This is a genomic window from Parvimonas sp. M20 (assembly GCF_035282425.1).
Lineage (GTDB): Bacteria > Bacillota > Clostridia > Tissierellales > Peptoniphilaceae > Parvimonas.
Genome location: NZ_JAYKBQ010000014.1, coordinates 1 through 26,159 on the forward strand (window position 1 = coordinate 1; position 26,159 = coordinate 26,159).

General features: G+C 29.4%; 22 protein-coding genes and 1 pseudogene. 3 read left to right on the forward strand and 20 right to left on the reverse strand.

What is annotated here, in order from left to right; genetic code table 11:
* The 6 genes and pseudogenes from VJI93_RS06430 to VJI93_RS06455 all read right to left on the reverse strand — a co-directional run.
* A partial coding sequence (locus VJI93_RS06430) for a GbpC/Spa domain-containing protein (RefSeq protein WP_324000107.1) occupies window positions 1-3,258 on the reverse strand: 3,258 nt, incomplete at its 3' end.
* Window positions 3,259-3,542: 284 nt separating this feature from the next.
* Window positions 3,543-4,235 carry a cytochrome c biogenesis CcdA family protein gene (locus VJI93_RS06435; protein WP_324000106.1) on the reverse strand — a complete coding sequence of 231 codons (693 nt, stop codon included), beginning with the start codon at window positions 4,233-4,235 and terminating at the stop codon, window positions 3,543-3,545.
* Window positions 4,225-4,524: pseudogene (locus tag VJI93_RS06440) on the reverse strand (thioredoxin family protein); the annotation flags it as partial. The gene VJI93_RS06435 and the pseudogene VJI93_RS06440, both read right to left, overlap by 11 nt.
* Window positions 4,525-4,542: 18 nt before the next feature.
* Window positions 4,543-4,818 carry a hypothetical protein gene (locus VJI93_RS06445; RefSeq protein WP_324000104.1) on the reverse strand — a complete coding sequence of 92 codons (276 nt, stop codon included), beginning with the start codon at window positions 4,816-4,818 and terminating at the stop codon, window positions 4,543-4,545.
* A gap of 461 nt (window positions 4,819-5,279) precedes the next feature.
* The gene (locus VJI93_RS06450; protein WP_324000102.1) at window positions 5,280-6,065 is read right to left on the reverse strand and encodes a PfkB family carbohydrate kinase; all 786 of its coding nucleotides are present in this window, start codon (window positions 6,063-6,065) and stop codon (window positions 5,280-5,282) included.
* On the reverse strand, window positions 6,066-6,617 hold the full coding sequence (locus VJI93_RS06455) for an ECF transporter S component (RefSeq protein ID WP_324000101.1): 552 nt from the start codon (window positions 6,615-6,617) through the stop codon (window positions 6,066-6,068). It lies immediately after the preceding gene.
* Window positions 6,618-6,712: 95 nt separating this feature from the next.
* Here VJI93_RS06455 and pdxR point away from each other — a divergent pair, with 95 nt between their 5' ends.
* A complete protein-coding gene (gene pdxR / locus VJI93_RS06460) occupies window positions 6,713-8,035 on the forward strand; it encodes a MocR-like pyridoxine biosynthesis transcription factor PdxR (protein ID WP_324000099.1) in 1,323 nt (440 codons plus the stop codon).
* A gap of 8 nt (window positions 8,036-8,043) precedes the next feature.
* Window positions 8,044-8,448: a GNAT family N-acetyltransferase gene (locus VJI93_RS06465; RefSeq protein ID WP_324000097.1), complete on the forward strand. Its 405-nt coding sequence runs from the start codon at window positions 8,044-8,046 to the stop codon at window positions 8,446-8,448.
* Between the two features lie 79 nt (window positions 8,449-8,527).
* Here the strand turns inward: VJI93_RS06465 and VJI93_RS06470 are convergent, their stop codons facing one another.
* The 6 genes from VJI93_RS06470 to adhP form a co-directional block, all read right to left on the reverse strand.
* Window positions 8,528-9,955: a carbohydrate-binding domain-containing protein gene (locus tag VJI93_RS06470; RefSeq protein ID WP_324000095.1), complete on the reverse strand. Its 1,428-nt coding sequence runs from the start codon at window positions 9,953-9,955 to the stop codon at window positions 8,528-8,530.
* Window positions 9,956-10,437: 482 nt separating this feature from the next.
* Window positions 10,438-11,652, reverse strand: coding sequence for a sensor histidine kinase (locus VJI93_RS06475; RefSeq protein ID WP_324000093.1), 1,215 nt, complete (start codon window positions 11,650-11,652; stop codon window positions 10,438-10,440).
* The gene (locus VJI93_RS06480) at window positions 11,642-12,322 is read right to left on the reverse strand and encodes a response regulator transcription factor (protein ID WP_324000092.1); all 681 of its coding nucleotides are present in this window, start codon (window positions 12,320-12,322) and stop codon (window positions 11,642-11,644) included. Before VJI93_RS06480 ends, VJI93_RS06475 begins: the two co-directional genes overlap by 11 nt.
* A gap of 135 nt (window positions 12,323-12,457) precedes the next feature.
* On the reverse strand, window positions 12,458-13,186 hold the full coding sequence (gene pflA, locus VJI93_RS06485) for a pyruvate formate-lyase-activating protein (protein WP_324000090.1): 729 nt from the start codon (window positions 13,184-13,186) through the stop codon (window positions 12,458-12,460).
* 90 nt (window positions 13,187-13,276) lie between these two features.
* A complete protein-coding gene (gene pflB, locus VJI93_RS06490; protein WP_324000089.1) occupies window positions 13,277-15,523 on the reverse strand; it encodes a formate C-acetyltransferase in 2,247 nt (748 codons plus the stop codon).
* A 398-nt stretch (window positions 15,524-15,921) separates the two neighbouring features.
* The gene (gene adhP, locus VJI93_RS06495; RefSeq protein ID WP_324000087.1) at window positions 15,922-16,935 is read right to left on the reverse strand and encodes an alcohol dehydrogenase AdhP; all 1,014 of its coding nucleotides are present in this window, start codon (window positions 16,933-16,935) and stop codon (window positions 15,922-15,924) included.
* Window positions 16,936-17,566: 631 nt separating this feature from the next.
* Between adhP and VJI93_RS06500 the strand changes: the two genes are divergently transcribed.
* Complete coding sequence (locus tag VJI93_RS06500) at window positions 17,567-18,439, forward strand: 5'-nucleotidase, lipoprotein e(P4) family (protein ID WP_324000085.1); 873 nt, start codon at window positions 17,567-17,569, stop codon at window positions 18,437-18,439.
* Window positions 18,440-18,659: 220 nt separating this feature from the next.
* Here VJI93_RS06500 and VJI93_RS06505 read toward each other — a convergent pair whose 3' ends face one another.
* The 8 genes from VJI93_RS06505 to VJI93_RS06540 all read right to left on the reverse strand — a co-directional run bounded on the left by VJI93_RS06505 (window position 18,660) and on the right by VJI93_RS06540 (window position 26,111).
* Complete coding sequence (locus VJI93_RS06505; protein WP_324000084.1) at window positions 18,660-19,169, reverse strand: DUF1307 domain-containing protein; 510 nt, start codon at window positions 19,167-19,169, stop codon at window positions 18,660-18,662.
* A 259-nt stretch (window positions 19,170-19,428) separates the two neighbouring features.
* The gene (locus tag VJI93_RS06510) at window positions 19,429-20,802 is read right to left on the reverse strand and encodes an aminopeptidase (protein ID WP_324000083.1); all 1,374 of its coding nucleotides are present in this window, start codon (window positions 20,800-20,802) and stop codon (window positions 19,429-19,431) included.
* 71 nt (window positions 20,803-20,873) lie between these two features.
* Window positions 20,874-22,136 carry a DUF4097 family beta strand repeat-containing protein gene (locus VJI93_RS06515; RefSeq protein WP_324000082.1) on the reverse strand — a complete coding sequence of 421 codons (1,263 nt, stop codon included), beginning with the start codon at window positions 22,134-22,136 and terminating at the stop codon, window positions 20,874-20,876.
* Complete coding sequence (locus VJI93_RS06520; RefSeq protein WP_313961579.1) at window positions 22,129-22,440, reverse strand: PadR family transcriptional regulator; 312 nt, start codon at window positions 22,438-22,440, stop codon at window positions 22,129-22,131. Before VJI93_RS06520 ends, VJI93_RS06515 begins: the two co-directional genes overlap by 8 nt.
* 615 nt (window positions 22,441-23,055) lie before the next feature.
* Window positions 23,056-23,883 (reverse strand): polysaccharide biosynthesis protein, encoded by an 828-nt coding sequence (locus VJI93_RS06525; protein WP_324000081.1) that lies wholly within the window; start codon window positions 23,881-23,883, stop codon window positions 23,056-23,058.
* A gap of 30 nt (window positions 23,884-23,913) precedes the next feature.
* Window positions 23,914-24,831: a tRNA 2-thiocytidine biosynthesis TtcA family protein gene (locus VJI93_RS06530; RefSeq protein ID WP_004831958.1), complete on the reverse strand. Its 918-nt coding sequence runs from the start codon at window positions 24,829-24,831 to the stop codon at window positions 23,914-23,916.
* Window positions 24,832-24,838: 7 nt separating this feature from the next.
* On the reverse strand, window positions 24,839-25,321 hold the full coding sequence (rlmH, locus tag VJI93_RS06535) for a 23S rRNA (pseudouridine(1915)-N(3))-methyltransferase RlmH (RefSeq protein ID WP_324000080.1): 483 nt from the start codon (window positions 25,319-25,321) through the stop codon (window positions 24,839-24,841).
* Between the two features lies 1 nt (window position 25,322).
* The gene (locus tag VJI93_RS06540; protein ID WP_324000079.1) at window positions 25,323-26,111 is read right to left on the reverse strand and encodes an MBL fold metallo-hydrolase; all 789 of its coding nucleotides are present in this window, start codon (window positions 26,109-26,111) and stop codon (window positions 25,323-25,325) included.
* Between the last annotated feature and the right edge of the window lie 48 nt (window positions 26,112-26,159).

Consider the following 26,159-nt stretch of genomic DNA (forward strand, 5'->3'; position numbering starts at 1 on the left):
ATTCTTGTAAGTTATCTTGTAAAGTAGTTCATCTTTTGCCTTTACTTCCTTACCATCTATACTTGTATTTGTATCTTTACTATTAAATACAGATTTAACTGGTTTTGTTGCTGTTGGATTTGTTGTTTCATTTGTATCGTACTTATTATTTCCATCAGCTACATTAGCTTTATTAAGAATTTTCTCACCACTTACATTCTCATCTACTTTTACTTTAAATGTAACAACTACTGTTTCTCCATTTGCTACATTTGTCTTAGTCCAAGTGATTTCTCCATTTGCGAAAACTCCATTATTATCAGCAGATCCATTTACATAAGTTGTATGTGCAGGTATTTTATCCTTTATTACAACTTTTTGAATTTGACCAGTTGTATTTTTGTAAGTTATCCTGTAAAGTAGTTCATCTTTTGCCTTTACTTCCTTACCGTCTATACTTGTATTTGTATCTTTACTATTAAATACGTCCTTAACTGGTTTTGTTGCTGTTGGGTTTGTTGTTTCGTTTGTATCATAACTATTATTTCCTTCTAGAACTGTTGATTTATTTTTGATTGTTTCGCCATTTACATTTTCATCTACTTTCACTTTGAATGTAACTTCGAATGTTTCTCCATTTGCTACATTTTCTTTAGTCCAAGTGATTTCTCCATTTGCATAAACACCGTTATTATTTGCAGAATTTTCTACATAAGTTGTATGAGCTGGAATCTTATCCTTTATTACAACTTTTTGTTCTTGACCGGTTGTATTTTTGTAAGTTATCTTATAAAGCAATTCATCTTTTGCTTTTACTTCCTTACCATCAATACTCTTTGTAGTGTCTTGAATATTAAATACATTCTTAACTGGTTTTGTTGCTGTTGGGTTTGTTGTTTCGTTTGTATCGTAACTATTATTTCCCTCTAGCACTGTTGATTTATTTTTGATTGCTTCACCATTTACATTGTCATCTACTTTTACTTTGAATGTAACTTCGAATTTTTCTCCATCTGCTACATTTTCTTTAGTCCAAGTGATTTCTCCATTAGCATAAGCTCCATTTTCACTTGCAGAGCCATCTACATATGTCGTATGTTCTGGTATTTTATCCTTTATTACAACTTTTTGTGTTTTACCAGTTGTATTTTGATAAGTAACTTTGTAAAGTAATTCATCTTTTGCTTTTACTTCCTTACCATCAATGCTTGTATTTGTATCTTGACTATTATAAACATCTTTTACTGGTTTTTTCGGTGTAAAAACTTTAACTGGTTGTGATTCTACATTATAGACATTATTTATACCTATTGAGAATTTATTTTCATATTTTGTTCCATCCTTAGTTACTTTACCCGTAATCTTAGGTGCTGGAATTTTGGCCTCTTTGGTAAGGTCTTTATTTATTTTTTCTAATAAACTTGCCTTTGCAGTAAATTTAAGAACTCCTGTTCCTGCTGTATATTCTACATCATAATCAGCATTCTTTCCTTGTGTTCCTGCCAAATCAAGCTCATAACCTTCAGGTAATGTATCAGTGAAAACTAAAGAGTCTATTTTTTCATGTCCCTTTGGCAAATCAGAAGTGTTTAATTCAAAGTTTACAACTGATCCTGTTTTTACTACACTATTATTTATATCTTGATTGTTTTCATTAACTACTTTCTTATCTACTTGTGATTTTACATAAAATACATCATAATGAAAAGTAATATTTGTTTCTGGTTTTTGTGGTTCTTCTGGTGCTGTAGGTTTAACAGGCTTAACTGGTTCTTTTGCCTTTATTGTAGGGAGACCCACTGCACGAACCTTTCCGTTTAATGAATACCAAATATTCGGTTTCTTGCCTTCAGTATTATCTTTTTTTGGGACTTTAGGGCCATAAGGTGCAGATAAAATAGTTGTTGCTGAAGCTGCTCCTATTGTAATTTTATTATTTTTACCTTGTAATTTAACTACACCTGCTCCATACCATGAATTAGGTGCATCTGCTGTATCCCATCCGGATCCAGGTTCATTAGGACGTGGATACATAGTATGTTTACAACCGCCTTCATCTTTCTTAAAATTCAAGCTTTCAGTCGCATAAATCAAATTACGTGCAGTATCTTCTCCTATTGTTGAACCGGAAATTTTTATAAATTGCCCTGACATATAATCTTTAGCAAGCTCTATGGAATTATGTTCACGGTTAAGAGATGCAACTGACATTAAAGCATCTTTAAATTCAATTTCATTTCCCTCTTGGTCATAGAAAGTAAATTCATTTTTAACATAAATTGAAGTGTCTTTTTCGGTTGCTCCGGTATAAGCAGAAGCAAATATTCCAAGTGTTGGATCTGTAAATATACCAACCCAAGCTTTTCCATTTTTAAAAGCTGAATCCCCAGTTAAAGTATATTTAAAAACTATTTTTGAAATCTTTTTACCATTATAATATGAATTTTTAAGATTTGTATAAGTTGCAGTTACACTTTGTCCTTTTTCCAAAAGTACAGTCGACCACTTTATAGTGCCGTTATTGCTAACATTAGTTTTCCATGAGGCTTTATCTCCGAAATTTCCGAATAATTCCATCTTATTAGTAGGGTTTCCGGCAGCTTCCAGCTCTTTAACGCTCATATCGTCCAATTGCAACATTTTATCAGCATATTGTTTTGTCTTGCTAAATGCAGTATCTACTGCATTTTTAGACATATACTTTCCTTGATTATCAGATAAAGTTAGTTCCGCATCAGGTTCTGAATCATAAATAAGAGTCTTTGGATAAGGTTGTGATAAATACCCATCTTTATCTTTATTCTTTTTATATTCCTCTAATGCTTTTTCTGCTTCTTTTTTCTCTTTGTCATACTGCTTTTTAAAATCTTCATAATCTTTTAAATATTTTTCATATTCCTGATTATATTTTTCTAACTCTTTATCATATTTTTCCTTTTTCTTATCGTATTCTGCCTTCTTAGCATTATACTCGTCCATTTTGGCTTTTGCTTCTTTTATTTTTTGTATCTGAGCTTTATAATCTGCATTAACCTCATCCAACTTAGTATTAGCCTCAGCATTTGAGTTTACAGTACCTTTGTCTTGAGTTGGCCCTTCTGTAATATTAAGCCCTGAAGCTTTTCCATCTTTTACAGCTTGATCCAATTCAGCACGATTTGCATTAACTTGTATCCCCTTAACAGGATCTGCTGCAAAAACTTGTGATGTTATCGGCATAAGCAATGTTATTACAGTCAACATCGATACAATTTTATTAATAATTTCCCTTTTCTTCAATGTAAATTTCTCCTTTCCATAAGCAATTTTAAATCTTTAAATAAAAAATATTTTAATTTTATAATATAAAAAATCCCCAAATAATTTCTAAAATTATTAAATCTTTTTTAAAAAATGGTCTTCTCACTATATTTTAACATAATTCACGGCTAATGTCTAGCATTTTCAACAACAAATGTTTAAAATTATCCGTATTTATTAATGATTTTTTAAAAACATAAAAAGAACTTAGTTTTTTTGCTACTAAGTCCTTTTTATTTTTTTGTTTTTATAAAAATTTAATTTTAAAATCCAAGATATAGGAAATATACTCCTATCAGTAAAATAATTATTCCAAAAACAATTTTTACAATATCTGAAATTTTTCCATAAGATTTATTTGACATTACTCTACCAACAAATCCTGCACTTGTTCCTGCAACAACGACTAAAATACTGTTACCTATTGAATAAAGCAAGAATAGTAATACTCCCCAAAGCAAACTTCCTTTTGAAGCAACAATTGCAAGTAATGCAACTAAAATCGGTGTTGAACAAGGACTTGAAAATAATCCTGCCATTATTCCAACTAACAAAGCTCCTATATATCCAGTCTTTTTGCTTTTGTTAGTCAAAATTTTACTAGGAACTACATTTATTATCTCCCAAGTCTGTAATGCCATCAAAATCATAACAATTCCTAAAAATATATTCCAAATCGGTCCGGATTGATTAAAAATTTTACTAAGTAGTGCAGCTAAAACACCAAGTGTTGTGTAAGTTATTGCCATTCCTATAGCAAATACAACAGAAATTTTAAATGCTCTCTTTGTGTTATCTTCTTTAGTTCCGGTCATAAAACCAATAATTAAAGGAATTGATGCAAGTGAGCAAGGCGAAATTGAAGTTAGTATTCCTCCAAGTAATGCCAGAATTGGGGCAAAAAGACTAAATGATTTCAAGCCTTCTCCGATAATACTCTCTAAGTTACTTAACATTCTTCAACATCTCCTCAATAACTTGCTTTAATTCTTCATATTTAACAACACCTTCTGAACCGCCAAATTTTAATTCACCTGATTTTTTATCTTCGTAGGCAACATAACTTATTTTCTTTGCCAACTCATCTGATGCTTTATAAGGTGTTCCATCTGCATTAAAGTAAAATAAAGTAGGTGTTACCCTTATAGGAAATTGTGATGCAAATGCTTGTTGTTTTCTAACATCAACAGTTTTTATGATTACTTTATCTTTATATTCTTTTTTCAGTTTTTCCAAAACTGGGTGCTGAACAGCACAAGCATGTCATCCATTTTTACTAAAGTCTAAAATCGTTACTTTTTTTTGACTTTTTATCTTTTCTAAAGTAAGCTTCTCATCTGAATTTGAGTCTTTTGAATCAGATTCTTTTGAATTTGAATCTTTTTTTGAATCACTGTTTCCAGATTTTTCTTCAGTGGCAGTGTTATTTCCGGAATTTTCATTTTTACTATTTTTATCACTCATATAAAAGTTTTTAAAAATGAAAATTCCAAAAACTAAAACGAACACTGACCCTAATGCTAAAATTTTCTTTTTCATAGTTCTCTCTCCTTAATAGATTTTGATAGAAATATACCCTACAATAAAAACAAATAATCATAATCAAAAAGAAGTATGATAAAAAAATTTCTATTTTCTTTAAATTTAGCACAAATGACTGTGGAAATTTTATTTGATTACATGCAAGCATAGAGCTTTAGGGGAACCCCAGAGTCATTGTACACAATGACTCCGTCAGCCCTACTTTTATTTGCTAGCACAGAGCCTTAGGAGATCTCTCGACTACGCTCGAGATGACGTGTTAAGGGCTTTTCTTTGCTAAATACTATGACGTGAATTATTTTATTTTTATATAAAATTTTCAATACTTTTTTTGATACCTTTTATATTTTTTGAAATATTTCTTTTAAAAATTTAAGTATATTTACTTTTAACGTCTTGCTCTTAAACAAAGATATTTGCCTTATACGTCATTTCGTTTTTTCACAATAAAAAATAGGCTATTCGCCTATTCTAAAGTTTTCTAATTGTATTTCATTTAATCCGTCTTGTTTTTCTTGTTTTTTTATATTTTCAGCCAAGAGTTTTTGAATTTTATCAATAGAATTTTCTAATTTTTCTCCTTTTGTCAACTCACTTGCTACAAGTGAAGAAAATACATCTCCTGTCCCACAAATTTTTATATCAATTTTTTCACTTTCAAACCATTTTATTGATGTTTCGGAAATATATAATGTATTTAATATATCATTTTTTTCAAAACTTTTGATTATAATTTGTTTTGCTCCCATTTCAAGAAGATTACTTGCTATCTTTTCCACATCTTCTCTTTCTATTTCAGAAAATATTTTGTTATATTCTGTTAATAAAATGGCCTCTGTAAGATTTGGAGTTACTACATCAACAAACTTCAAAAGTTCTCTATAAAAAGATATTTGTTTTGCTGTCGTTCCGGAGTATTTTACTCCATTATCTCCAAGTATCGGATCTAAAATAACTTTCCCCTTAAAATTCTTTAGAATTTCTCTTATAATTACAAAAACTTCTTCATCGTCAATAAATCCGATATATATTGCATCAACTTCCTTAATTTCCAATGTTTTTTGAACTATTTCTGAAAAGTTTGGCATATAAAAACTAATATAATCCTTGTAACTCATATTCGACGAAAAAATTTTTGTCGGAACCCCAAAAACCTCATATCCATTTTGCGATAATATAGAAATATTTGCCTTTAATGCCATATTTCCAACAACACAGTAGTCATTAAAAACTAAAATTTTCATCTATCTTATAGCCTTTTTTAATATTGGTTGTAATGTTTTTGCTAATAATACTGCAATTATTACACCTACAATTGCGTTAGTTGTTGAAGCACCAAGTCTTTGTAATCCCTTTGCAATTGCTCCTGCTTGAGGTAATCCTTTAACATATATGTCAGATATATAGCTTTTGGATAGATATAAAATTACATAAGTAACTGCCCCTGTGATTGAGCCTGTTAAATTTTTCATAAAGTCCTCTGCTTTTGAAGCGTTTGAATATGCAATTTTTCCACAGATAAAAGCCATTAAAAATTTGAATGTAAATGTAAATGGTGCAGAAGGTAGATAAATTGGATTTATTAGATCAAAAATTGCTGAGCCCATGCCAGAAGCAAGACCACCTGCAAAAGGTCCTAATAAAAGTCCACATAATAAACAAAATCCATTTCCGATATGTACTCTAGTTTCACTTGCTCCAAGTGGTATTCGGATTTGAATTTGTGATGCTACAAATACAACCGCTGCCATTACTCCTATCAATGTTATTTTTTTTATGTTTAATTTATTTTCCATGTAAATGCTCCTTTGTTAAATTTAATCAAATATAGTATAATATAGATATTGATACTGTTTGTAGTATCAAAATAATATTTTTTTATGGTGTCAGAATGTTAATATTAAAAAACGGCGTACTCTATATGCAAATATATGAGTATTTTAAAAACGAAATAATAAAAGGAAATTACAAAGCTAATAAAAAACTTCCGAGCAAGAGAAATCTTGCAAAAGAGTATAATATTTCTTTGAATACGGTAGATAATGCCTATTCAAAACTCTTGGAAGAAGGCTTTGTTTACTCAAAGGAAAGACAAGGCTTTTTCGTTTCTGATGTTGGAGAGCTTTATGTCCTAGATAGTAAGCCAATCTACATAACAAAGGAAGAAGAAAATATTGAATATGACTTCTCATACAGTGGAGTTAGCGAAGAATTTCCTTACAAGATATTCAAAAAAATATCTTCAAATATTTTTGATAACAAAGATATTTTAGAGAAAGTTGATTATCAAGGATATCTTCCGCTTAGAACTCAAATAGCTGAATATTTAGATAAGTCGAGAGGCTTTAAAGCAGACCCTTCACAAATTGTAATTTCAAGTGGTTCAGAATATCTTTTCCAAATTATTTTTAAATTGATTTCCGGAAAATTTGGAATTGAAGACCCAGGTTACAGTATGCTTTCTAATATAATGGATACAAATGATATAAATTACGAATTTATTCCAGTAGACAAAAATGGAATGGATTTAAAAAAATTAAAAAAATCAAAATCAGATTTTTGTGTTATAACTCCAGCTCATCAGTTTCCAACCGGTGTTATAATGAATATGCAAAGACGTGTTGAACTTTTGAATATGAAAAAAATAAAATATATAATTGAGGATGACTATGACAGTGAATTTAAGTATTCAAAAAGACCTGTTCCTGCGTTAAAATCAATCGATGTAAATGATAAGGTAATTTATATTGGTTCTTTTTCGAAGTCAATCTCTCCAAGTTTTAGAGTAAGTTTTATGGTTTTACCTTTTGATTTGGTTGAAAGATATAATACTATTTTTAAATTTTTTATCTGCCCCGTTTCAATTATAGTACAAAAGATGCTTACAACTTTTATAGAAACTGGTGAGTTTGAAAAACATTTGAACAGAATGAGAAAAATTTATTCTAAAAAAAGACAATTATTAATGGATATGTTAAATGAAAGAAAAGACATTACAATAAGAGGTGCAGATGCAGGGCTTCATGTAGTTTTAGAATATCCAAAAAACTACTCAGAAGAATATATCGTAAAAAAAGCAAAAGAAAAAAAGATAAAAGTTTATGGACTCGGCTCTTATGGAACAAAAAGAGAAATACCTTCGATTTTATTGGGTTTTGCAACACTTAGTGATGAAAAGCTAAAAGAGGGGATTAAATTATTTCTAGAAATATAGGAGGTTTTATGGAATTTAAGGAATTTGATTATAATCAATACTTTGAAGAAATAAAAGGAATCTTTAAATCTGCAAACTGGTCTGCATATCTAAAGGATGATGAAAAGCTAAAAAGATCTTTTAAAAATTCAATTTATCTTTTAGGTGCTTTCGAGAATAATAAATTAATAGCTTTTATTCGTTGTGTTGGAGATGGCGAACATATACTTCTTATTCAGGATTTGATTGTTGATTCTGATTACTATAGACAGGGAATCGGAACAAAACTATTTAAGTCAGTTTCAAAAAAATATAAAGATGTTAGATCTTTTTGCCTTTTTACAGATATTCATGATATTAGAGATAATGAATTTTACAAGTCTATGAAAATGGTTAGGATTGAAGAAAAAGATATGATTTCATATATTAGATAGTTTTTAATTCCATTAAAAAAGCTGTGAATTTTTTTCACAGCTTTTTATAATCATCAGTTACTTTTTCTATCTATTTCAATTATTTTTCAACAAGTTCGGCAGATCCATAATTTATCTTATCTAAGAAAACGTCTAAAGTCTGATTTCCTGCCACTAAAGTATATTTATTATTTTCTTTTATCCCTTTTGTACTAACTATAACAGTTTGATATTCCGATTTTGGCTTATATTCCGTTAAGGTTTTTCCTGATTCGTCCAAAACTTTCAAATTGTCTTTAGTTTTTTTATCAAATTTCATCAGCATACTTCCTTGAGTTGAAGAATCTCCAAAACCTTTAACCATTGAAGAGTTTCCAGTACCTACAAAAGTTCCACCGCTTATTTTAGCAGAGCCTTCATAATTCAGCACCGAATTGTCAGCATCATTTGAACTTTCAACAACTGTATCTCCTCCAGTTACGGAAATATCACCCTTAGAATTTAATCCATTCTTTTCGGAATAAACATTAACTTTTCCCCCACTTATTTGTATATGTAGAGAATCTGACTCAGTATCTTTTTTACTATTTGCAAATATACCATCATCTTTCGAAACAACCTGTGTGTTTCCGCCTCTTATGTCTATATTTTCACTTTCGATACCATTGTCTCCACTTTTTATCTTTAGATTTCCATTGTTTATTGTAACTTTCGAATTTGAATTTATTCCGTCTTTTCCGGCGGAAATATTAAAATTTCCATTTGCAATATACACACTACCTTTATTGTCACTTCCAGAAGCCTTTAATCCCGTACCTTTTTCGCCAGACTTGATATCATATTTCCCATCGGCTATTGCTACAGAATTTTTAGCACTTACAGTATTTCCAGCAGTGTCCATTGCATACTTACCATCCACAAAGACTACCTTATCTTGAGATACAATTCCTCTACCATAAGATGAGAAAAGATTTAAAATTCCTGTACCGTTAAAACTTAAATCACTCTTTGAAAAAATAACTGAATCCTTATTTTCCTCTTTATTATATTCTCCTTTTAGTTCCAATTTGTTATTAGTATCTGATGCTAGAGTAATAATAGTCTTTTTAGCATTTTCAACTAAAATTGGACTTCCCTTAGATGAAGAAAGATCAACCCCCTTTAAAACAAGTTTTACTTTATCGTTACTTTTTGCATTAACTACAATTTGACCATCATCAAGTTTGCCGGTTAAAATATAAGTTCCTCCAGCTGAAATAGTTATAACATTTCCAGAAACACTTATATTTTTTCCTTTTATTTTAGAAATATCACTTAAATTCAAAACTGTACTATTTTTTTCATCGACCATTGCATCATAATCATCATCGGCAAAAATATTTGACTTAGCATTTGAATTAGTTCTATTTACCTTCATATTTTGCATCGAATGTGTATTGGTTTCTTTTGTAGGTTTACTACAAGCTACCAAACAACCAGACAATATAGCCAAACTGAATAATTCAACTACCAATTTGTTAGCCTTCATATGTCCTCCTTAATACTATTTCAATACAATTAAATCATCATACATATTTTGTAATTACATTTTACAAAAGCAACCTTTGATTAACCTTAAATATATTTTTGTTTTAAAAATATTTTGAACAAAAAAATGATGTATAAAGAGATTTACATAACCAATGTATCTACAATACATTTATGAGATTTTCGCAGTCGATTGTAGCCAATTCAAAGATTTGGACAATCTTTGCATCAGACCTACTGTTGATTGTTTACAAGTAAACAATCAAATGAGATTTCTCCGCTTCACTCAGCTATGCTTCGTTTCGGTCGAAATTACGTATTTGGAGAAATCTTCGATTAAGAGCTGAACGTGAATGGTAAATTATATTCAAAAAATATTAAAAAGTTCGAAAAAATTTAAAAATTATTTAAAATTACATATTAAAGAAAACACAAAAAAGAGCTATTAACTTAATAACAGCTCTAATCTATATTATTCAATTTTTATAATTTAACTGTAAAAACAATTCTTTCTCCATCAACACTATCAGCAGAAATTTTTCCCTTATGTTTTAAAACAATTGATTGAGCGATAGAAAGCCCGATTCCGTATCCTCCAGTTTTACTATTTCTTGAACTATCTGCTCTGTAAAATCTTTCGAATAGAATATTATAATTTTTAATTTCTAAATTATCAGCTTCATTTTCTACAGTAAATACTATTTTTTTATTTTGTTTTTTTAGTTGTACATTTATATCACTTTTTTCTCTTGCATATTTGATAGCATTGTCAAACAAAATACCAATAACCTGCCTAATTAATTTTTCATCTCCCTTAAACGAAATTCCTTTTTCAATATCTGTTACTATATTTTTATCCAAACTTGTAGCATAGTCTTTGACATCCATAACGCAATCATTAAGCACATCTGAAAAAGAAAAATCCAGTTTTTCCAAATCATCAGATTCTTCAAGTTTTGTAAGTGAAATCAAATTTCCGATAAGACCATTTAATCTATTTACCTGCTTATGAATATTTCCTGTCCACTTACTCTCTCCTCCTTCCATTTCAAGCACATCTGCACTTGTGTTTATTATGGCTAGTGGAGTTTTTAATTCATGGCTTGCATCTGTAATAAAAGCATTTTGCTTTTCATAGGCTTGAACCATTGGTGCAACAGCCTTTTTAGATAAAATAAATGAAAAAAGTGTAACAAATCCCAATACTAAAAGACTGATAATAACACTATTCCCAAGGTTTGAATAAAATACATTATAATCTTTTACAACATCGACAAAGGCAATTAACTTCCCCTTGTCTGTATTTTCAACTACATATTTAAAACCCTTGTAATAACCACTATGTTTTCCTTTTGCCAAAACAGTTTTTGCATATTCTACAGCCTCAGACGCACTGGTAAAAAAAACATCATCTGTATTAACTGTTACAACATTTTTTTGATTGTCCGTTCTAACTGTAAAAAATCTGTTTGAAAAGTTTTTAAGATAGAGTGTCTTTTTTTCATCAGCATTTTCATTAACTACTGCAAAACTTGGCATAACTCCATTATTTTCCACCAATGTTTTTAATAATTCATCCGAACTATGGCTAATATTATAAAAATTTGCAAAATTAACAAAAGCCATTATTGCCAAAACAACAGTGGATATAATTCCAACTGAAAAATATATAAACTTTTTTCTAAGTTTACTTTCCATTTATAGCCTCCAAAGAGTAGCCAACATTTCTAGTTACTTTTATTTCAACATCTGCCTCTAGTTTTGCAAGTTTCTTTCTAAGATATGAAATATAAACCCAAACAACACTTATATCAGAATCTGTATCATAACCCCATATTTTATCCATAAAAGTATCTGCTGAAATAATATTTGAAGGTGTTGACATAAGCATTTCAAGCATTTGGAATTCCTTATTTGTAAGTTTGTAGTTTCCCATTTCAGATGACAATTCAAAAGTCGTCCTGTTTAAAGTAATATTTCCAAATGTTAAAACATTATCTGTAACATTTTCTTTTCTTCTAGTTATCGCTCTAAGTCTTGCAAGAAGTTCCTTAACTTCAAAAGGCTTAGTTAGATAATCATCAGCTCCACAATCAAGTCCTACAACTTTATCTTCAAGTTCAGACTTTGCAGTAAGCATAATAACCGGAATACTATTTCCATTTTCTCTTATAGTTTTTAAAACAGTAATACCATCAACTTTTGGCATCATAATATCTAAAACAACAGCATCATAATTTTCTGCTTCCAAATAAGTAAGAGCTTCCTCTCCGTCATATACAACATCAACAGAATACTTATTCCCTTTAAGGATAGCACAAAGTCCGTCTGCTAAATCAATCTCATCTTCACAAATTAAAATTCTCATAAAATCACCCCGTATTTTTTCTATACTATAACAGTATAACCTTAAAACAACTTAAAATCAAGTACTAAAAAATCACTCAATCGAGTGATTATAAATATAAAATTAAAATCTAAGTATCTTTTTCTCAAATTTTCCTTATTTAAAATTTAATTTACTTCTTACATAATTTTCCAGCATAGAAGCTTTCTCTTTATTCATTGCTGGTACACCTTTTAGTTTGTAATCTTTTCCAAGTTCTTTATACTTTTCAACTCCCATTATATGATATGGTAAAATTTCAACTCTTTCAATTTTATCTCTATACGGTTTGATTATTTCAATAAGCTTATCCATTGATTCCTTATTGTCCGTAAAACCGGGAACCATAACATGTCTAAACCAAATTTTCCCTTTAAAATATTTATCTATATATTCTAAAAATTTATAAAAACCATCCATTTTTTGTTTTACCATTTCTATATAACCTTGGTTTGAAAAACTTTTTACATCTAAAAGAATTGTATCAGTATTTTCTAAAATTTCTTTAAAATATTTTTCATTTCCATAACCACTTGTATCCACGCAAGTATTATAACCATTTTCTTTTAACAATTTTAGAGTTTCAGCAAGAAATTCTCCTTGTAAAAGAGGCTCTCCACCAGAAAAAGTTATTCCACCATTATCTCTATAATAAGTCTTATATCTTTTGGCTTTAGACAGCACAAAATCAGGCGTTATCTCCGTACCGCCTTGCAATGCTTGAGTATCTGGGTTATGACAGTAAAGGCATCTAAGAGGACAACCTTGTAAAAAGAAAATTGTTCTTATGCCTGGTCCGTCAACAAGCCCCATTGTTTCAATTGAATGTAACCTGCCTATTACCATAAAATCACCTTTTAATTATTTTAAAAAAATGTAGAAAAAACAAAGCAGGACAACCTGCTTTGTTTAATTTATCATTTACTTTGCAACTTCTTAACGACTTTCATGGAAAGTTCTGTGAATTACTTCCATTTGTTGTTCTTTTGTAAGTCTGTTAAATCTAACTGCATATCCAGAAACACGAATTGTTAAGTTTGGATATTTTTCTGGATGATCATAAGCATCCATTAAAGTTGCTCTATCAAGTACATTAACATTTAAATGGAATGCTAATTGTTCAAAATAACCGTCCATTAAGTTTGTTAAATTAACTTTTCTTTCATCCTCACTCTTTCCTAAAGCTGTTGGAACTATTGAGAAAGTATTTGAAATACCATCTTGACAACATCCTGCAAAAGGAATTTTTGCAACTGAGTTAAGTGATGCGATTGCACCTGTCTTATCTCTTCCATGCATTGGGTTAGCTCCTGGTGCGAATGGTTCGCCTTTCTTTCTTCCATCAGGAGTTGTTCCTGTCTTCTTACCATAAACTACATTTGAAGTTATAGTTAAGATTGAAAGTGTATGTTCAGAATTTCTATAAGTAGGAGTTTTTCTAAGTTCTTCCATAAATCCTTCGATAACTTCTACTCCTATTGAGTCAACTCTGTCATCATCATTTCCGTAAGTTGGGAAATCTCCTTCAATTTCGAAGTCAATAGCTAATCCATTTTCATCTCTGATTGGTTTAACTTTTGCATATTTAATTGCACTTAATGAGTCAGCTACGATTGAAATACCAGCTACACCAAATGCCATATATCTGTGAACAAAAGTATCATGTAGAGCCATTTGTCCAGCTTCATAAGCATATTTATCATGCATGTAGTGAATTGTATTCATTGTATTTACATAAAGTTTTGCAACTTTTTCTAAAACTAATTTGTAATTAGCATAAACTTTGTCAAAATCTAAAACTTCATCTTTAATTGGTTCAATACCATCTAAAACTTTGATTAAAGAACCATCTTTTGCTCTCTTCATTTCATCAACACCACCGTTAATAGCGTAAAGAAGTGATTTTGCAAGATTTGCTCTAGCTCCAAAGAATTGCATTTGTTTTCCGATTACCATTGAAGATACACAACAAGCTATTGCATAGTCATCACCATGAACTGGTCTCATTGCATCATCATTTTCATATTGTAATGAACCTGTTTGGATACTCATCTTTGAACAATAATTTTTCCAACCTTCTGGTAAATCTAAACTCCAAAGAACTGTCATATTTGGTTCTGGTGAAGAATCTAAATTAGTTAAAGTGTGTAAAATTCTAAAAGCTGTCTTAGTAACTAATGTTCTTCCATCAAGACCCATACCACCTAGAGATTCAGTAACCCAAGTAGGATCTCCTGCGAATAAATCATCATATTCAGGAGTTCTTAAATGTCTCATCATTCTAAGTTTCATAACGAATTGGTCAATTAATTCTTGAGCTTCACTTTCTGTTAAAGTTCCTTCTTCAATATCTCTCTTGATGTAGATATCTAAGAAACCACCATTTCTACCAAGACTCATTGCAGCACCGTTATTTTCCTTAACAGCTGCTAAATAAGCAAAGTATAACCATTGAATAGCTTCTTTAGCATTTGTAGCTGGAACAGAAATATCATATCCATATTCCATAGCCATTTTCTTCATTTCGTCTAAAGCTCTGTATTGTTCAGAAAGTTCTTCTCTAAGTCTTATTATATCTTCTGAAGCTAATTCGCTTTCCAATTTTTTATATTCATTTAATTTGTCAGCTCTTAATCTGTCAATTCCATAAAGAGCAACTCTTCTATAATCTCCGATAATTCTTCCACGTCCATAAGCATCAGGAAGTCCTGTTAAAAGACCAACAGTTCTAGCTTTTCTCATTTGAGAAGTATAAGCATCAAATACTCCTTGATTGTGAGTTTTTCTGAATTGATTGAAATATTTTTCAATTGTTGGATCCATCTTTAATCCATAAGCATCTAAAGAATTTGTAACCATTCTATATCCACCATAAGGATTTACGATTCTCTTCATCGGTTCGTCAGTTTGGAAACCTACAATCAATTCATTTTCTTTATCCAAATAACCCGCAGGAAAATTATTAATTCCTGAAACTCTTGTAGTATCAACTTTTACAGTTTTTGATCTAACTTCTTCTAAGATTAAGTCTTCGGCTTTTTTCCATAAGTTCTTAGTTCTTTCTGTTGGTTCAGCTAAGAAACTTTCATCTCCTTCATAAGGTGTGTAGTTTAATTGAATGAAATCTCTAGTATCAATATTTTCACTCCAATTACCTTTTTTAAAACCTCTCCATGCGTCCATAATATCATCTCCTAAAATTTATATTAATTACGTAAACTTATTTACTATGTTTATAGTATATACCCAACAAAAGCTTTAGTCAGTGATTACAATCACAAAAATAGTATATTTTCAAACATTTTCATAAAATTTTCAAAAAAATTATACTTTATAAAAACATATTTGAATTCCTATACATACTATACAATATAATTTATCAATTTTTCTGAATCGTTTTCATTATACACAATAACATATTTATATTTTTAACAAATTTAAGTACCATTATATAGTAGTTAAATAAAAATAACTTAAAAACATCTACTCTATCATTTGAGTATTTGACTAAATTAAAATTTCCAAAATTTTATTTTACAACAAAAAGGGGCTCAACGCCCCTTTTTGAAAGTAAATTTATTTTACATTTTCATATCTATAACCATACGGCCTGTGATAACTCCATCTTCCATTTCTTTGAAAATAGCAGGGGCATCTTCTATTGGACGTTTTTTAACAACTGGAACAACCATTCCTTCTGCGCCGAATTGGAATGCTTCTTCTAAGTCTTTTCTTGTTCCTACTAATGAACCTATAATTTCAATTCCGTCAAGAACAGTTTTAACTATAGATACATCCATAGTTTCTGAAGGTAATCCAACAGCTACAACTATTCCTGCTGCTCTTACTGAATCAATAGCTTGGTTAAAAGCAACTTTTGAAACAGCTGTAACAACAGCTGAATGACAACCACCTGTTTTTTCTTTAATTACTTCAACAGGATTTTCTTTAAGTCCATTTATAACAATATCTGCACCACATTCTTTTGCAAGAGCAAGTTTATCATCGTTTATATCAACAGCTACAACATGAGCATTAAAAACTTTCTTTGCATATTGAACAGCTAGGTTTCCAAGTCCACCTGCTCCATATAAAGCAATCCATTGACCTGGTTTTAAATTTGCAGCTTTTATTGCAGCATAGCAAGTAACACCTGCACAAGTAATACTACTTGCTTGAGCTGGATCTAATCCATCAGGTACCTTAACAGCATAATCAGCTGTTACGATACATTGTGTTGCCATTGCACCATCAACTGAATATCCAGCATTTTTTACAGTTCTACAAAGAGTTTCTTTTCCTGTATTACAATATTCACAGCAACCACAGCCTTCATAGAACCATGCAACACTTACTCTGTCTCCAATTTTTAAAGATTTAACACCTTCTCCAAGTTCCTTTACAATACCAACACCTTCATGTCCTAGAACACGGCCTGGAACTTTTCCAAAATCTCCCTTTGCAACATGTAAATCAGTATGACAAACTCCACAGTACTCAACATCTATCAATGCTTCTCCGTAACCCGGTTTTCTTATATCTCTTTCAACCAATTCAACCCAAGTTCCTTCTTTATTAACAACTACAGCTTTCATAAAAAACCTCCTTAACTTAAAACTGTTTCCAACAATCTCAAAAATAATAAATAAATTTTAAATATTCTTTGAAATTATTTTTCATTACATTTTTATTATAACTCTAACAGCAAACGATGTCAACAATTTTTAACAAAATATTTTAAAAATTTTGTGATTTATGATGTTGTTTATATTTTTAACAAATATTATTCTTATATAAAAATATATTTCTAATTTTTATTCAAACTCTTTTGCTCTTAAATCATATTGCAAACTACACTTATTCCCAATTATAGCGAATGATTTAAAGCCTTATAATTAACTTATTCACAAAGAAATATTTTTAAAATTTTTTATATAAAATGCTAATTTTTTAAAATATTTCTTTGTTGCAAGAAAAACGTTTTTATTTTTGGCTTGATAAATATATTAATTATTAAATATAAAATATAATAAAAATTTACTTGTGTATGTTAAATTTAATTATTGTAAAAAATCTTGAAATTTATTTTTTAAAATGGTAAACTAATATAAGAAAAAAAACTACCTTTCATCTGTACTTCATATCGGGTGGATATCTGGGAACCTTGTTGTTTCACAACAAGATAAGATTATTTTTGTAAGATTGTAATAAATTTAGGAGGATAATATGTTTAAGAAAAAATCTAGTTTATTACTAGCTATGCTGTTATTATTAAGTGCTTGTTCAGCACCTGCTAAGAAAGAAGAAACACCTAAACAGCAAACTGAAACTCAAGATAAGAAAGATAATGTCAATCTGCCTAATCAGGGTTTAATGGCAGTTACTTGGTATCAAACTTCTGCTGAAGCCAAAGCACTTTACACTCAAGGATATAATGCAGCTAAGAAGTCATTAGAAGAAAAAATTAAAAATAAAGCTAAAGGCGAAAAATTAGCTGTTGTTTTGGATTTAGATGAAACTGTCCTTGACAACTCACCTATTCAAGCTTATTATGCAATAAATGGAAAATCCTATCCAGAAGGATGGCATGAATGGGTTATGTATGCTAAAGCAGAAGTTGTTTATGGAGCAAAAGAATTTTTAGACTTTGCACATAAAAATGGTGTTGGAATTTATTATGTAACTGATAGAAATGCTGAAACTGAATTTGAAGCTACTAAGAAAAATCTTTTGGAAAAAGGACTTCCTCTACAATCAGATGCAAATTTGATGTTAAGAGCCAAAGGAGAAAAAGGCAAGGACGAAAGACGTAAAAAAATCGAAGAAACTCATAAGATTGTTATGTTAGTTGGAGATAATTTACATGACTTCGCAACTCCTGAAGACGGATCATTAAAAGGAAGAGATAAATTCGTCAAGGATCATGCAAAAGACTGGGGAGATAAATATATAATGTTACCAAATCCAATGTATGGAAGCTGGGAAGGTACTTTATATAATAATAATTTTAAAAAGTCTGATGAAGAAAAAGATAAACTTAGAAAATCAGCTCTAAAAGTATTTAATGTTGAAAAGAATACGGTTGAAGAGCATAAATAAGAACCCCACCCTTCCACGATGCTTTGCATCGGGTGGGTGCCCGGGAACCTTGTTGCTTCGCAATAAGAAAAAATAAATTACAATTTTACAATGAAATAAAAATTAAGCTGTTAAATGAAAAATCATTTAACAGCTTTTTTAAATAAAAATCTGTAAATAAAAAGCATCTACCAAAAAAAGATAGATGCTTTTTCAATTTATTTATGCTTAATTTAAGATACTATTTCTTTTCTACATATCCATTTTGTATAAGATTATTTTCAAATGCTTTAAGACTCTTAAAATTATTAGCATCTAATGTTCCACCAAGAATTCCACTTTTGTTAAATTTATTTACATCCAATTTAGAAACGTCTACAACAATAGTCATCACAAGATTTTTATTTTCTATTTTAACTTCACTTTTTGCAGAATCTCCTAAAGTCGCAAAAACTTGTTTTTGCTTAGCTATTACTGCATTAGCATCTTTTTCATTTTTTATTTTAAGTTTTTCAAAACTTAAAACGCTCTTCATTGTAATTTTATTTACTACATCACCTTTATATTCCACTATAAATGATTTAGTATCAAAATCCTTAGAAAAAGTCTTAACAGTTTTTTCTTCTTCTTTTTTTAACTCTTCCTCATTAGCTACTTTAAGAACTTTTTTATTGCCCCCAGAGCAAGCAACTATTCCCATTGATATAGCTAAAATCAAAAAGGCTGTTAATATTTTTTTAATTTTTTTCATATTTTTCCTCCTAAAAAAATATTATTTATTTTATCAAAAAACGATAAAATAACTTTAAACTTATCTTTAAACAAGTTCAAGTCCATTATAGCATATAATTTATAATTGCACAATTTTTAATAACATTTTAAAAACATAAAGTCCATATTAGATATTTAATTGCTTTGATAAAAAATAAATAATATTTAGAAAGTATAAAATTTATTTTTTATTAATATAAAAAAGGTGCTAAGTTAAACTTAACACCCTTCTCTTTTTATTATAACATAAATGCCTTATATGCTTTGTAACTCATATACACATCTATTTTACTTGTAACTTCATATGGTGAGTGCATACTCAATGTAGCAGGGCCAGCATCTAAAACTTCTGCACCATATTTTGCAAGAAGTAATGCTATTGTTCCCCCGCCACCTTGGTCAACTTTACCAAGTTCTGCAGTTTGCCATACAACATTATTTTCTTTAAATACTTTTCTAACTTCTGCTAAAAATTCAGCATTTGCATCACTTGAACCGAATTTTCCACCACTTCCAGTATATTTACAAATTGAAATACCTGAACCGATAAATGCAGAGTTCATTTGTTCACAAACATCAGGAAAGTCAGGATCAAATCCTGCTGCAACATCTGCAGATAAAACTTTTGAATTCTTTAATGAACGATTAACTTTTAATTGGCAAAATTCTCCTTCTAGATTTACAAGTTCAGTCATTGTGTTTTCCCAGAAATATGATGCCATACCTGTATTACCCATTGAGCCTATTTCTTCTTTATCCATAAATAATCCACAAGCAGTTCTCTTCGGATTTTCAATTTCAAAAATAGCACGCATTGTTGTAAAAGCACATACTCTATCATCTTGACCATATCCTAAAACCATTGATCTGTCAAGACCTAAATCTCTTGCAACTCCAGCAGGTACAATTTCTAATTCTGCAATTTTGAAATCTTCTTCTTCAAAATTATATTTTTCTTTTATCAATTTTAAAACATTTTCTTTAACAGCGTCTTTTTCAGTATCCTTTAAAGGCATATTGCCCATTAGAATATTCATTTGTTCTCCAACTAATGCTTCACGAGCTGTTTTAGCCAATTGATTTTTAGATAAGTGAATCAATAAATCTGTTACACAAAATACAGGATCGTCCTTATCTTCTCCAATATGTATATCAATTTTTTCTCCAGCTGAATTGTAAACAACCCCATGAATTGCTAAAGGAATTGTTGCGTATTGATATAATTTAACTCCGCCATAGTAATGAGTTTTTAATTTTGTTAAATTATTCGCTTCATACAAAGGATTTTGTTTAACATCTAAACGTGGACTGTCAATATGTGCCCCAACGATATTCAATCCATTTTCCAAAGGTTCAGTTCCCATCACAAAAAGAGCAACTGACTTATTCTTATGATTTAGATAAAATTTATCTCCTGCTTTAAATTTTTCACCGGATTTGTAAAGTTCTTCTAAATCTCTAAATCCCTTTTCTTTTGCTTGACGAATAATTTCTGCACAAGCAAGTCTTTCTGTTTTTGATACTGATAAAAACTTTTTGTAATCTTCACAAAAACTAAAAACTAAATCTTTTTCTGCATCTTCAATTTGTAACCATGCACTCTTGTTAGTCATAACCTTCCTCCTAATATAAATTTTTTACAAAACAATTATAACATAATTAAGTTTACAAGTAAATTATTAACTTAATTTATGGTAACTTTTCCAGCTTCACATTCTATCTTCATATTAACTTCAGAACTACCATTTTTTATTCCGCGTTTATCAAAACCTGCAAAAGATTCTCCGAAAATTTTTACACTGCCCATTTCAACACTGTATTCATATTTTATTTCTCCATACAATTTATCAACATCAAGTGTGGCATTTCCAGCTTGTACATCAAGTTCGAACATATCTTGATATTCAACATCTCCTTTGATATTTCCTGCATGGACATCAACATCAAAGTTTTTAACTTCAAGATTTTTTAAATTTACATTTCCTGCATTTATTTCCAATTTAAAATCTCTAAGCTCTAAGTCTTTCATTTTAATACTTGAAGCACTTATTTCTCCACGAATTGAAACATCTTCAGGAACATAGATTGTAAGAGAGGAATCTTTAATAAAATCTTCATCAATTACAATTCCTTTATCATCAAGACGACCAACTAAACCCTTATTATAAATTTTCAACTTATTTTGGGATTTTTCACAATATAATTTAGTTCTTTTTAAATTTCTTGATTTCACTCTTACTGTTTTATCATCACTGACTTCAAATTTCGCACTTAAGGCATTTAAATCAATTTCTATTTCATCAATATCTTCAAAAAAAGTATCCATATTTTCATTTGAATAGTCCATTTCATCCTCATCATAAATTTCATAATCTTCATCATCACTAGGTTGATATTTAACTCTAACATATTTTTTAGTATATTTGCCTGGATTTTTTGAAATATCCTTAACTAGCATCTTGTATAGTCCCTTTATCAACCAAGCAAAAATATACACTAAAATTATAAATCCAATTACTCTCCAACCCCAAGTAAGAATTGATTCAGGGTTAAAAATAAATGAAAAAGGTAAAGTAACTAAAGAAATTAATAAACTCACAACAGAAAATGCAATCCATAGCGCAAAACAAATAACAACTACTACAAAAATCGGAACTAATAACGGAAATGAGAAAATCCCAAGTGCAACAAGCGATAATTTTTTCCAAAAACTTCCTCTTTTCTTTCCATGTCTTTCATTTCTTTCTTCTTCAATTTCAATATCCTCTGCTAAAATTTCCATTGCGATTTTTCTTGGATTTCCAAAACTTTCAGGAACTTCATCATCAAGACTAATTCCCTGCTCATCAAACATTTCATTATAAAAATTCTCTACATTCTGTCTTTCTGTACTTGAAATATTTTTTAGATAAGACATAAGCTTTCGCATAAAAGTTCTTCTATTCATCATTACCTCCAACAATCTGATTTACTTGCTCTACATATAAATTCCATTTTTTCTTATTAAAATTTAAAACATCTCGTCCCGCTACTGTTATACGATAATATCTTCTGTTTCTACCGTCAAAAGCAACGTCATAACTATCCAAAAGACCATTTTTTAGAAGTCTTCTCAAAACCGGATAGAGAGTTGACTCCGAAATCTCAATGGTAGCCATTAGTTTCTGAGTAATTTCATAACCATAAGTATCACTTCGATTAACTATCGCAAGAACACAAAAGTCTAAAATTTCTCCTTGAATTGAAAACATAAGCACTCCTTTCTCCTAATTATTATTAACTTACTTATATTATATAACGTATAGTATATAAAGTCAATATATTTTTGGGGATTTTTTGTTTTGTAAAATTTAAAAAATTTTGAAATCTTTTTAGATTTCTTTCAGAAATATTATTGTTTGTAAACAAACAATAATTGAGATCTCTCGACTACGCTCGAGATGACGTGTTGGAAGCTTTTCTTTGCAAAGTAACATGACGTGAACTATTTTTTATACAACATATTAATAATTTCCGTTTTATTAAATTATTTTTATTTTTTAACTGATATTTATATTTTTTTAGTGTTTTATGAAGTTTGTTTACTACTAACGTCTAGCACTTAAACAGCGGCATTATCCTTATACGTCATTTCGACTGTAGCGATAGCGAAACGGAGAAATCTCATAGTTTTGCTTATGAATAAGCAAAACTAAAATGTATCGTAGATACATTAAAATTTCCAACAAAAAAACAGCGAATAAAAAATTCACTGTTATAACTATTTTTTATAAAATTCTATTATAAAATACGTAAATTATACCAAATTTCTTTTACATTTAAACTTTTTAATTGTCAAAAGTTTTTTACATCTGATGAATTAGAACTTAATTTAGTTTAAAAATCCTATCATAGATTTTTTCTTCATTAGATTTAATAATTTTTCTATCTAAAACTTCTCCTTCTCTTAATCCTGATATTACTATATTGCTACTTGATTTCATATCTTTTATTATATCCATAGCAAGTTCATATATATAAATTTCTCTTCCAATTTCGAAATTAAAAATACCATTTTCAAGTATTTTATCGTCAAATTTAGCCCAAATATCAATGAAACTTTTTATATCAGTAGCTATCTTTTTTATATCTTTATGTGTAACTGTTAAGGGTAAATCATTCTTTGCCTGATTTCTAAATATATGAAAAACAGAGCCTTTACTTTCTAGTATAAATGGAAATCTAACAGCTTGTACTATCTTATCGTTACTGTTTACAGTCCTGATAACTTCTTCAACTTCCAATTTATCTTTTCCAAAAAAGTTTACAGGATTATATGCTTCATCACTTGATAAAAATATAAATCTTTTTACGTATTCAGAATTTAACACTTTATTAATCAATTTCTTAGTGTTTTCAACATTAACATTATGATAATAATCTCGGTAAATTTCGTTGTATTTAGTATTTTTTATAACAGCAGAATGAATAACAATATCAGGTTTTAAAGTATCCATTAAATTTAAAGCCTCGTCAGAATAAGCATCAAAAGGAATGAATTTTACTTTTTCATTTTTTATACTTTTCTCAACAACAACTATCTCATTTTCATTAATATCTGTTCCAATAACATAAAAGCCTTTATCTATATAGTATTTTGCCAACTCTAATCCTACAGTTCCACAAACTCCAGTAATATAAACATTATTTTTCATATTCATTCTCCCATAATTGATATAAATATTCTATTCATAAAACGGATTGTCATTTTCGTATTTTTCGTTGAAATCGACTTTATGTCCATTTATTTCATATCCCAATAGTAAATTTATATTTACATTTTCTGCTGCTCTAAATATAGAGCTATCAACATTTTTAAAGTCTTTTTTCAAATTTTCTATTAAATCCTTTATTTGATATCTTTTGTTTCCGATTTTTTTCGCTGCAACCATACAAGCGCAATTTAAAGGCATAAGTCCTGTTGATTTCATCCACCTTATGATATATTCTTCTTCTATAAGATATAATGGTCTTATTATTTCCATATCTTCAAAATTTTTCGCCTTTAGTTTAGGTGGCATTGTCTTAAAACTACCTGCGCATAGTAAGTTAAGCATTGTAGTTTCAATAACATCATTAAAATGATGACCTAATGCCAATTTGTTACAACCAAGCTCTTTAGCTTTCGCATAGAGTGAGCCTCTTCTCATTCTTGCACACATATAGCAAGGATAATCACCTGCAATTTTGTCTGCAACTGCAAAAATATCAGCAGGATAATATGTAAGAGGAATTTCAAGATAACTTGCATTTTCTAAAAGCAACTCTTTTATTGACGGATGATAACCCGGATCCATTGCAATAAATTCAAGTTCAAAATTATCTTTCCCATTCTTTTTAAGTTCTTGAAAAAGCTTTGCCATAATTAAGCTGTCTTTTCCACCTGAAATCGCAACTGCAATCTTATCTCCGTCTTCTATTAAATTGTATTCTTTAATCGCCTTTACAAATTTTGACCAAATATGTTTTCTATATCTTTTTATCAGCGACCTTTCAATATCTTTAAGCTCAGCTCTTTCGTTTTCAGGAAAAAGAACAGGACAAGTTGCCTGTAAATTATTCTCTCTATTTTCCATTATATCTTTTATTTCCTTATTTTCCATATTTCTCCTATTTATGATATATTTGATTGTTCATAATTTTAAAAGCTCTGTAGATTTGTTCCAATAACACAACTCTAAATAGTTGGTGAGGGAGTGTAAATTTTGAAAAAGAAAGTTTAAAATTACTTCTTTTCTTTATTTCATCTCCAAGTCCGAAACTTCCACCGATTACGAATATAAATTTTGAATTTCCGTCATTCATTTTACCTTCTAAAAATTGTGAAAAGTCTTCACTATCTATTGATTTCCCTAGAATTTCAAGGGTAATTACAAAATCGGAGTCTGAAATTTTATTTAAAATTCTTCCCTCTTCTTTTTTTAATACATTTTCAATTTCCAATTTACTAGGTGTTTGTGTCAAAATTTTTTCTTCTGGAATTTCTATGATTTCAATTTTTGAAAAGGCTGAAATTCTCTTTTTATATTCATCACAAGCATCTTTAAAAAATTTTTCGGATAACTTTCCTACACATAAAATTTTTATATTCATATTACACTTCCGTTATACTGCTGTTGTCAAATCTTCTTGCAACTTCTAAATTCGTATATTGAATTACATTTTCTTTATCTAAAATTCCAAAAACTTCGTCATAAGCAAGTTTTTCTTCATTATTTGTTTCACTTAAATGTCCAAGATATACCTTTTTGCATTTGTCAGTTACAACTTCGGAGAGTACATTTCCACTTGTAACATTCGAAATATGCCCGAATTCTCCTAGAATTCTCTGTTTTAAATTGTAGTCATAAGGTCCGTTTTTAAGCATTTCTAAGTCGTGATTTGCCTCAAAATAAAAAATCTTTGAACCTTTAATTTTGTCTTTCATATGGTTTGTAATAATTCCCGTATCAGTTAAAAGACTTACTTTCCCATAATCTGTATTAAAAACAAAGCCCATTCCTCTCGCACAGTCGTGAGAAATTTCCAAGGTATATAAATCAAAAAGAGAAAATCTGTGCTTCTTTTCAGTGCCAATAACAACAATATTTTCATCTTTAATTTTACCTAATTTAGATGCTCCAGCCTCTAGTGTTTCAACATTAGAACAAATCTTGATATCATAACGTCTGGAAAGTACTCCAGCACCCCTTATATGATCAATATGTTCATGAGTTAAAAATATTAAATCAATCGTACTTGGATCAACTCCCAATTGTTTTAAATTACATTCAATTTTCTTCCCACTAAAACCTGCATCTATTAAATATCTTTTATTATCAACTTCTAAAAAGCAACAATTCCCGTCACTCCCGCTAAAAAGCGGACAAAATCTTAAGCCCATATTTCCTCCATTCATACAAGCTTTATTTTATCATATTTTTAATAAAAA